The organism is Janthinobacterium sp. 344 (genome assembly GCF_900112025.1).
Lineage (GTDB): Bacteria > Pseudomonadota > Gammaproteobacteria > Burkholderiales > Burkholderiaceae_D > Janthinobacterium.
The window spans coordinates 1-8,395 of the sequence record NZ_FOKL01000023.1; the positions used below are offsets into that span (position 1 = coordinate 1).

Consider the following 8,395-nt stretch of genomic DNA (forward strand, 5'->3'; position numbering starts at 1 on the left):
GGGGAAAACGTCGGCAGCTACACGATCGACGCCTCCGCGCTGGCCAACGGCAACTATGTCATCACGGCGCAGAACGGCAGCTTGACCATCGATGCCAATCTGGAACTGGAGAACGCGATTCGCCTGGCGCGGCGCCAGGTCACCACGGGCACCAATGACGTGGCGGCCGGCACGGCGGCAAGCGCCGGCGTCCTGGCATTGCCAGCTGGCGCGGCATATGCGGCTGCCGGCACTGGTGGCGCGCCCAATGCCGGCGTCAGCCTGATCGGCGGACTGGCCCTGGTGCCCGTGGCCGAGGAGGCGTCCGCTGCGCCAACGACCTTGCTGGCCGCCTTGCCAGCGCCGGGCGCCAGCGGCATGCCGGGCTTTACGCGCATTTTCGTCGTCAACGGCGGTATTAATGTTACTCCTGCCACCCCGGCCACGGCAGCCGCGGCGCAATGATGGACTTGAATCAATTTATTAAAGTATCTATGAAAAAAACATCACACCCGCAGCGCTCGACGATTGCCATGGCGCTGGGATTCGCTTTATTGCATGTGGCACCGGCCGCGCAGGCACAGGTCCCACCGGACGCGGGCCAGACCCTGCAACAGCTGCAGCCGCCCATCGCGCCGCCGCGCGACAGCCAGGTCCTGACCATCCAGGCGCCGCGCGATGTGCTGGCCGTCGCTCCCGGCGGCGCCACTGTTGTGCTGCACTCGGTCAAGATCTCCGGCAATTCCGTCCTTGCTGAAGACGCGCTGCATGCGGCGCTGGGCGACGTGACGGGCAAGTCTTTCGACCTGGCCGGCTTGCGCGGCCTGGCCGAGCGCATCACGGAAATCTACCATGCGGGCGGCTATCCGTTTGCCCGCGCCATCCTGCCGCCGCAAGACCTGGCGAACGGTGATTTGCGCATCGAGGTGATCGAGGGACGCTATGGCGTGGTGCAGGCACAGGCCGACGATGCCGCCCTGGCGCGGCAAGCCACGGCCTTCCTCGACGGCTTGCGCCCTGGCGGCGTGATCGCCAGCGCGCCGCTGGAACGCGCTACCTTGTTGCTCGATGACTTGCCTGGCATCGTATCGTCCGCCACCATGCGTCCCGGCACGCAGGCGGGCACGGGCGACCTGGTCGTCCAGGTCGCCCGGGGCCAGCGCGTGCGCGGTGATATCGGCCTGGACAATGCAGGCAGCCGCTACACGGGAAAAAACCGCGTGCGGGCGAATCTCGACGTCAACAGTCCTTTTCTGCTGGGGGACCAGATCAGCGTGCGGGCATTGCTCAGCGAGGAAGAGTTGTGGCTCGGTTCGCTTGGCTACAGCCTGCCCCTGGGTACCTCCGGCTTGCGCGGCAATGTCGGCTACTCGCATACGCGCTATGTGCTGGCGAAGGAATTCGCCAGCCTCGATGCGCATGGCACGGCGAAGGTCGCCAGCGCCGGTCTCAGCTATCCCATCCTGCGCGCGCAAAAAGCCAACCTGACCCTGATCGCCACCTATCAGGACAAGGATTTGCAGGATAACCGCGACAGCATCGCGAGCCATGAAAACAAGTCCAGCCAGTCCCTGCCGCTGGCCCTGCAATTCGACTACCGCGACGCTTTCGACGGCATGACGTATGGCAGCCTGAGCTGGACGCCGGGCAAGCTGAAGCTTGATGCGGGCCTGAGCGCCGTCGACTATTACAAGACCAGCGGCCGTTTTCACAAGGTCAACCTCGACGTGGTGCGCCTGCAAGCCTTGCCCGCCGGCTTCAGCCTGATGGCGCACCTGAGCTGGCAGCAGGCCGACAAGAACCTGGACTCGTCCGAGAAGCTGAGCCTGGGCGGCGCCAGCGGCGTGCGCGCCTATCCATCGGGCGAAGCCACCGGCGATGAAGGCGGCCTGGCGCAGCTGGAACTGCGCTATGGCGCAGGCGACTTTGCGCCGTATGCCTTCATGGATGCTGGCCGCATCACGGTCAATGCCAAGCCGGCGCCGGCCAGCGACAACCGGCGCAGCCTGCGCGGCAGCGGCCTGGGCTTGCGCTACCAGCGCCAGGCCTGGAGCGCGGACGTGGCCCTGGCGTGGCGCACCACGGGCGGGCGGCCGCAGTCGGAAACGAACAGTGATCCCCAGCCACGCGTGTGGTTGAACGTGGAATACCGCTTCTAGTTCATCCGATGGCAAGGCGCGCAGTCGAGCACGATTGAACCGTGCGCCTTGCAAAATAATCAAACTGCCGTTATATTCCCCGTTCTTTCTCGAACCTCTTCCTTATTGGAGCCAAAAGTGCCTCGCTACTTCGCCATCACCTGCTAACGCTGACGAAATGCTCTCTGCAGCATCGTTCGGCGCGTTGACGCCCCCGATTGCTGCGGCACTGTTTTTGCTCTTTCCGCACACGTATCCAGGACCACTGTCCTGATCGCCCACGCCCGGACACGTCGTCAGCACCCCTGACCCTGTATGGACACGCCCCGGTGAACGCGGCGTGGGACGCTATGTTTTTACAATCTTTGCCTTTATTTAAATACCCGCGCACGCCGCACCTGGAAGGCTCGCGCCTGCAGGACGGCGACGACGGTTCCGACCAGATGCCGCTGAAAAAGCTGGCCGGCCGCTACGTCGTCATCGAGGAAAAAATCGATGGCGCCAATGCCGCCGTGTCGTTCAGCGATGCGGGCGACGTGCTGCTGCAGTCGCGCGGGCATTACCTGGCGGGCGGCGGCAGCGAACGCCAGTTCAACCTGTTGAAACCGTGGGCGCATGCGCACGAACATGCCTTGCTGCATATGATTGAAGATCAATATGTGCTGTTTGGCGAATGGTCCTACAGCAAGCATTCCGTGTTTTATGACCGGCTGCCCCATTACTTCAACGAGTTCGACGTGTATTGCCGCCGTACGCAGATGTTTTTGTCGACGGCGCGCCGCCACGCCATGCTGGCCGGCTCGCCCGTGCTGTCGGTCCCCGTGCTGTATGCGGGATTGATGCCCGCGTCGCCGAAACAGCTGTCGCTGCTGCTGCGCCATTCGCTGGCCAAGTCCCTGCTGTGGCGCGACGCTTTCGAGCACGCGGTGGCGCGCGAACGCCTGCCGCTGGACCTGTGCTGGAAGCAGACGGACAAGTCCGACCATGCGGAAGGCCTGTACCTGAAGGTGGAAGACGACGAGCAAGTGCTGGCCCGCTACAAGCTGGTGCGGCACGACTTTACGCAAACCATCCTCGACAGCGGTTCGCACCACAGCACGCGGCCCATGCTCCCGAACCAGCTGGCGGACGGCGTCGACCTGTACGCGCCGCAGCCGCTCGTGACGTGGGACAGCCTGGGTTTACACACCTGCCAGTCGCTCGACGAGCTGGCAACCTTCTCAAGGAGTACACAATGATGCACTGGAAAACCCTGCGGCAACTGGTGCCGCAAGCGGGCCAGTCGCCCGATTTCAAGGCCTGCCTGGCCGCCTTCCCGCAGCTGGAACTGGCGAAAACGACGCCGCAAAATCCCATCTACCATGGGGAAGGCGATGTGTGGACGCATACCATGATGGTGGTGGAATCCCTGCTGGGCATGCTTGAGTATCAGCAAGCCACACGGGCGCAGCAGGAAATCGTCTTCCTGGCCGCTCTGCTGCACGACGTGGCCAAGTGCAGCACCACGGTGATCGACCCGGTGACGGGCGCCATCGGCCAGCCCGGCCATTCGCGCAAGGGCGCGCTCGATGCGCGCATCGCCCTGTGGGACGCTGACGTGCCGTTTGCCGTGCGCGAGGAAATCTGCCGCCTGATCCACGTCCATCAAGTGCCGTTCTTTGCGCTGGAACAATCGCGGCGCGGCGTCACGCCCGAGTTCACCGTGCGCGAACTGTCGTGGCAAGTCGATATCCGCCTGCTGGCCATGCTGGCCGAAGCTGATATCCGTGGCCGCATCTGCCCCGACCCGCAGCGCATTCTCGATGCCATCGAGCTGTTCCGCGAACTGGCGCGCGAGGAAGGCTGTTATGGCCAGCGCAGGGTCTTTGTCGACGACCACACGCGCGTCAAATACTTCCGCGGCGCCGACGCGCATCCCGATTATCCGCTGTTCCAGGAGCCGGGCTCGCGCGTGATCGTCATGTCGGGCTTGCCCGCGTCCGGCAAGAATACGTGGGTGGAGAAGCACCATCCGCGCCTGCCCGTCGTGTCATTTGACGATGCGCGCACGGCCCTGGGCTTGAAGCACGGCAAGAACGAGGGGCAGGTGGGCGATTACGCGGAAGAGCGGGCGCGCGAACTGCTGCGCCGTGGCGAACCGTTCGTGTGGAACGCCACGCATTTGTCAAAACTCATGCGCGAAAAGACGCTCAACCTGCTGTATAAATACCACGCGCAGGTGGAGCTCGTGTACCTGGAGCAGCCGCGCAAAGAGCTGCTGCGGCGCAACGGCCAGCGCGACACGTCGCTGAGCAACAAGAAGCTGCAAGCGATGTTGTGGAACTGGGAAATCCCGCTGCCGATGGAAGCGCACACGGTGCGCTACGAAGTGGCTTGAGGGACTAGCGTTTCTGTCCACCCAGCAACTGCGCGATCTCGCTGAACAGCTCATTGTTCAGCGAGGCGGGCAGGGTGGTGGCCAGGCTGCGGCTGTAGTAGGCGCCCAGGTCCAGGCCCAGGCCCAGCCCGCGGATTTCCACGGCGCCCTGCGCCTCGCGGCGCGCCACCACCTGTTTCAGATGCTGCGCCAAATAAAACTCGTCGTTGGCCAGATTCGTCGCCGTATCCATCGGGCAACCATCTGACACGACGAGCAGGATGCGCCGCCGCTCGGGCCGCGCCAGCATGCGCTGGCACGCCCAGTCCACGGCTTCGCCATCGACGCCTTCGCGGTACAGGTCCGCTTTCAGCAGGGCCGCGATGTCGGGCCGCGCGCGGCGCCAGCTGGTCTCGCCATCCTTGAAGACCATGTGCACCAGTTCGTTCAAGCGTCCCGGCTGGGCGGGCGAGCGGGCGCGCATCCAGTCGCGCTTGACCCTTCCCCCGTTCCACGCGCCCGTGGTAAACCCCAGCAACTCCGTGGTGACGCCGGCCTGGTCCAGCGCGCGCAGCAGAATATCGAGCAGCACGGCCACGGACTCCGCATGGGTCTTCATGGAGCCGGAGCAATCGACGAGAAAGGTCACGAGGCAATCGGCATGCGGCAGGAATTGTTCCTTGCGGAACAGCCTGCGCTCGGACGGCGAGCTGATCAGCTGCGCCAGGCGCCGGCCATCGATGTAGCCCTCTTCCTCGCCAAACGACCAGCCGTCGCGCTGGGGCACGGCCAGCAATTGCGTCAAGCGTCGCGCCAGGCGGGCCGTGTTGATGCCCAGGCTGGCGATGCGTTCATCCATGCGTTCGCGGTAGTCCAGCAGCAGGGCGCGCCGCACGAGTTCGCCTGCCTTGTCTTCACGGTCATATGCCGTGCAGTAGGCGCGGTAGGCGCCATCGCCATCGCTGAAGGCGCGGCTGTCGCCCAGCGGCGCGGCGTCTGGAACATTGTCGTTATCGCTGTCGAAATCGAGCAGCAGCTTGAACGCCGCCTGCGCCTTCGCGTCGCCCCCGTCCTCCTGGCTGCCGTCGCGCGCCGCCTGCGCCTCTTTCAGCAGGGCATCGACGGCGTGGGCGATGGCCAGCGCATGGCGCGCATAGGCAGCCTGGTCGGCGCGGTGGCGGCGCAGGCCAGCCAGGTCGCCGCCCAGCTGCGAGGTGATCGACCAGCGCGTGGCCTCGATGACATCTTCCGTTTTTTCCAGCACAGGCCTGGCCGTCAGGCGCGACCAGCACATCTGGAACACTGTATACAAGAGCAAGCCCGACGCCCCTTCCGCCAGGCCGGAATCGTAGAACGCATGCGACCAGGCAGTAAACCGGTGGCGCAGGTTGGCGATGACGCCGGCGTGCTGTTCGGGCGCCAGGGTTTCCACCCTGAGCTGTTCCAGCAATTCGAAGACGAGGCGCGCGACCGGTTCAGCCGGACATAAAGAGCGGTGCAGCCTGGCATCCGTATGCAGCAAACGCAGGGCCACGCTGTCGGCCGCGCCACGCAGCGAGGGCAAATCCTGCAGTGCCGCATCGGGCTGCAGGTGGGCGGCGTGGATGGGCAGGGGGCGGTGGCCGTCGTGCAGGCGCCGGCCCCGGTAGCGGATGGCGGCAACGCCGCTCAGCGCGCGGATGGCGCCCGCGCACAGTTCATCCGTTTCCTGCTGCTCGCGCGTGTAGGCGGCAGGAACGATGGCGTCGGCGTTCATGCCTGGCTCGCCAGCAATTCCTCGTTGAAACAGCGCTGGTAATACTCGGCCACCATGGGCCGTTCGGCCTCGTCGCATTTGTTGAGGAAGGACAGGCGGAAGGCGAGGGCCGGATCGCGGAAGATCTGGCAGTTTTCCGCCCAGGTAATCACCGTGCGCGGCGACATCAGGCACGCCAGGTCGCCCGCCGCATAGCCGTGGCGCGTGAGGCTGGCCACGGCCACCATGGCGGCGGCCAGCTGGCGGCCCGCCGCGTCGTTCATGGCGGGAACTCTGGCCAGCACGATCTCCGTTTCTTCCTGCTGCGGCAAATAGTTTAATGTGGCAACGATGTTCCAGCGGTCGATCTGCGCGTGGTTGAGCACTTGCGTGCCGTGGTACATGCCGTTCAGGTTGCCCAGGCCCACCGTGTTCGAGGTGGCGAACAAACGGAAGTGGGGATGCGGCGTGATGACGCGGTTCTGGTCGAGCAGGGTGAACTTGCCGTCGCGTTCCAGAATGCGCTGGATGACGAACATCACGTCGGGGCGGCCCGCGTCGTACTCGTCGAAGATCAGGGCCACGGGGCGTTGCAGGGACCAGGGCACGATGCCTTCCTGGAACTCCGTCACCTGCTGCTGTTCGCGCAGCACGATGGCGTCCTTGCCGACCAGGTCCAGGCGGCTGATGTGGCCATCGAGGTTGACGCGCACGCAGGGCCAGTTCAGGCGCGCCGCCACCTGCTCGATATGCGTGGACTTGCCCGTGCCGTGCAAGCCTTGCACCATCACGCGGCGGTTATGCGTGAAACCGGCCAAAATCGCCAGGGTCACGTCCTGGTTGAAGCGGTAGGCGGGATCGATGTCGGGCACGTGCGGGTCGCGCTCCGTGAAGACGGGCACGAGCAGGTTGCTGTCGATGTTGAACAGGCTGCGCACGGACTGCAAGGTCTGCGCCGCTGCGGCGGGGGGATGTTGGCGTGAATCTGGCACCTTGTTCTCCTGTGAAGCCGCAGCATGGGCGCCGCGGCGGTTATGAGTTGCCTGCTGCCTGCAATGTGTCGTCGTCCCCGCCCGTCGTCGGCATGGTTTCCGATTCGATGGCGGCCAGGGCTTGCGCGGCGCGTTGCAATGCTGGCAAGAAATGTAAAGCCTTGTCGTGCGTCAAACGGATGATGGGCGCCTGGATCGCCACGGCCAGGTTCGAGCGGCCGTTCGGGTTCGGCACCAGCACGGCCACGCACAGCAGGCCGGGCAGGAATTCCTCGTCGTCCAGCGCATAGCCGTTGCGGCGCACCAGTTCCAGTTCGCGTTCCAGCTTGACGGGGTCCGTTTCCGTCTTGTCCGTAAAGCGCGTCAATTCCATGTGGCCCAGCAGGCGGCGGCGTTGCACGGGCGTCATTTGCGCCAGGAACAGCTTGCCGCTGGACGAGCAGTGGGCCGGCACGCGCGAACCGGGATGCAGGTAGAAGCGCAGCGGCGCCGCCGTTTCCACGCGGTCCAGGTACACCACTTCGCTGCCGCTGAAGGCCGTCAGGTTGCAGCTTTCGCCCACTTCCTCGACCAGCTGGCGCAAGACCATGCGGCGGGCGCCATGGAAAGTGTTGTTAATCAAGAGGTTCGACGCCAGGCGGCGCAGGCGCACGCCCGTGCTGTAGTGGCGGCCATCGCTTTCGCGCTGCAGCACGCCCACGCTTTCCAGCTGTTGCAGCATGCGGTGCAGCGTGGGTTTTGGCAGCCCCGTTTCTTCCACCAGCGCCTGTAGCGACAGCAACTGGTCTTTCTCGGCAATCACTTCCAGCAAGGCAAACAAACGCATCGTGGGCGTGTCGCCTTCCAGTTTTTCCGGCTCAAGTTTTGGGGATGAAATCATGTCCATGGTGGCCTCGGTTGGGTGTAATGAGTTATTTCATTTTCGAACTCAAATTGTACCGTTTCCTCGAAATTCTGTTTGACTTTTGATTGCCGAACGCTTAAATTGAATTGTATATCAAATTTCGGAACAAAATATACCGATTTTTAATAAATGAGTTGATCATATCAACAGCCTCATCACCACAGACCAGGAGACACCCATGAATGACATGACCGAGCAAAAAGCCGCCGCCGCAGCGGCCATCCCCACCGGCCCGCAAAAGATGACGCCGTCCGAAGCGTTCGTGGAAACCCTGGCCGCCAATGGCGTGAC

At 64.2% G+C, this 8,395-nt stretch carries 7 protein-coding genes; 4 read left to right on the forward strand and 3 right to left on the reverse strand.

Translation table 11 applies throughout. From position 1 onward, the window contains the following. From BM193_RS28940 to BM193_RS28065, 4 genes are all read left to right on the forward strand, one after another. Window positions 1–444: MBG-2 domain-containing protein (locus BM193_RS28940; protein ID WP_175533453.1), on the forward strand; the 444-nt coding region annotated here is incomplete at its 5' end. A gap of 29 nt (window positions 445–473) precedes the next feature. Continuing rightward, on the forward strand, window positions 474–2,138 hold the full coding sequence (locus tag BM193_RS28055; protein WP_092804603.1) for a ShlB/FhaC/HecB family hemolysin secretion/activation protein: 1,665 nt from the start codon (window positions 474–476) through the stop codon (window positions 2,136–2,138). A gap of 329 nt (window positions 2,139–2,467) precedes the next feature. Beyond that, on the forward strand, window positions 2,468–3,355 hold the full coding sequence (locus BM193_RS28060) for an RNA ligase family protein (protein ID WP_092804606.1): 888 nt from the start codon (window positions 2,468–2,470) through the stop codon (window positions 3,353–3,355). Beyond that, window positions 3,355–4,494, forward strand: a complete 1,140-nt coding sequence (locus BM193_RS28065) for an AAA family ATPase (protein ID WP_092804640.1) — start codon at window positions 3,355–3,357, stop codon at window positions 4,492–4,494. Before BM193_RS28060 ends, BM193_RS28065 begins: the two co-directional genes overlap by 1 nt. A 4-nt stretch (window positions 4,495–4,498) precedes the next feature. Here BM193_RS28065 and BM193_RS28070 read toward each other — a convergent pair whose 3' ends face one another. From BM193_RS28070 to BM193_RS28080, 3 genes are read right to left on the reverse strand one after another with little or no spacing between them, the layout of a single operon-like run. Further along, a complete protein-coding gene (locus tag BM193_RS28070) occupies window positions 4,499–6,229 on the reverse strand; it encodes a cobaltochelatase CobT-related protein (RefSeq protein WP_092804610.1) in 1,731 nt (576 codons plus the stop codon). After that, a complete protein-coding gene (locus BM193_RS28075; RefSeq protein WP_254786466.1) occupies window positions 6,226–7,200 on the reverse strand; it encodes an AAA family ATPase in 975 nt (324 codons plus the stop codon). The genes BM193_RS28070 and BM193_RS28075 overlap by 4 nt, the downstream gene beginning before the upstream one ends. A 40-nt stretch (window positions 7,201–7,240) precedes the next feature. Next, window positions 7,241–8,086, reverse strand: coding sequence for an IclR family transcriptional regulator (locus BM193_RS28080; protein ID WP_092804616.1), 846 nt, complete (start codon window positions 8,084–8,086; stop codon window positions 7,241–7,243). Between the last annotated feature and the right edge of the window lie 309 nt (window positions 8,087–8,395).